Origin of the sequence: Aporhodopirellula sallentina SM41 (genome assembly GCF_000346505.1) — a bacterium.
Taxonomy (GTDB): Bacteria; Planctomycetota; Planctomycetia; order Pirellulales; family Pirellulaceae; genus Rhodopirellula; species Rhodopirellula sallentina.
Map to the genome: position 1 here is coordinate 1 of NZ_ANOH01000276.1, position 1,406 is coordinate 1,406.

The following is a 1,406-nucleotide window of genomic DNA, read 5'->3' on the forward strand; positions in this document are numbered from 1 at the left end:
GCTCCGGCGAGACCGCCGGATGATCGCCGCCGAGGAGTTTGGTATTGAGTTCTTCGAGCAACGCCGTGGCGTCCTCGGTCCCGATATGGCTGGCAGTAAAATCGACCATGATTTGGTCTTCGACGGTGACCAGGTTGCAGCGGATCGCGCAGTCATGGGGGCCGAGTTGGATGCCGGTGGCGGCCGCTTCGATGGGTGCCCGGCCGGTGAAGAACTCGTTCGGGTCGTAGCCGAGCAGGCACATGTTGGCCACTTCGCTGCCGGCGGGAAAGTCGATCGGTGTGTTGTCAGTAACACCCACGCATCCGGCCGCGGCGACCGCATCCATGTTGGGAAGGGTGGCTGCCTGAAGCGGCGTTTTTCCACCGAGCGACTCGAGAGGTTCGTCGGCACAGCCGTCCGGAATAATGATGACGTATTTCATGGCGATCCTCCGCCGGTTTGATCTGAAAAAAGTTCAAGAGGCAAGTCGTAGAGTGTCGTGGAAGGGAGGAAAAAGTGAAAGGGCGGGCAAAACCGTTACCGGTGACGGCACCCGAGCGACTGGAAAAACGCAACCATCCTGGCGAAACCGCATGGACGCGATGATCGGACGTGGGTGTGGCGAAAAACCGCAACGGCGCGGAGTGAAACGTGGCGAGATGCCGCACGGAAGACACACTGATTTTTCTCGCCCGAGTGTTTCGCAGGAGAATTTTTGCCCATGACAACGATCGCATCCGCATCGCCGACTGCACCGCACGTCGCATCAGAGGCTCCGTCGAAACCGCACCGCCGGATCACCGAGTTGGATTCACTGCGGGCGATGGCAGCGATCAACCTCGTGCTGTTTCACTTCACGCACGTCTACGTCGTCAAGTTTGGCTTTTCATCACCGCTCGGCGGAGAGTGGCCCTTTGGGGCGTACGGCGTGATGCTGTTCTTCATTCTGTCCGGGTTCGTCAACAGCATGTCGTTGATGCGTCGCGGCAAGTCGAAGGACTTTTTGGCGGCGCGGTTGATCCGGATCGTTCCGCTGTTTTACATCGCGATCGTTGCCAACCTGATCATCTGTCAGATGGAGCCCCTGAGTGGCACCCCAATCACCACGCCGCAGTTCCTCGCCAACCTAACGTTGATGCCACGGGTGTTCGGCTATGAATGCATCGATCCGGTCATGTGGACGTTGCAGGTTGAGATGATGTTCTACGTGCTGCTCGTCGGCTTGTTGCGGTTCGGCGGTCTGCGGAACTACTTCATCGGATGGGGCGTGTTGTTATGCGGTTCGATCACCCTGTGCCCTACGCTCGACATGCTCGCGGCGAGCCATGGCGACGCGGTGTGGTTCAAAGTCGGTACCGCGGTTCGGCACCTCTTGGCACTCGACTTCGTTCCGATGTTCGCGATCGGATTTCTGTTGTATCAGA

1 protein-coding gene and 1 pseudogene are annotated in these 1,406 nt (G+C 58.8%); one reads left to right on the forward strand and one right to left on the reverse strand.

The features are described from left to right. Positions 1-424 (reverse strand): annotated as a pseudogene (locus RSSM_RS18720) (cofactor-independent phosphoglycerate mutase); the annotation flags it as partial. 279 nt (positions 425-703) lie between these two features. Here RSSM_RS18720 and RSSM_RS18730 point away from each other — a divergent pair. Beyond that, positions 704-1,406 (forward strand): acyltransferase family protein (locus tag RSSM_RS18730; protein ID WP_044303000.1); only part of this gene is annotated, 703 nt, incomplete at its 3' end.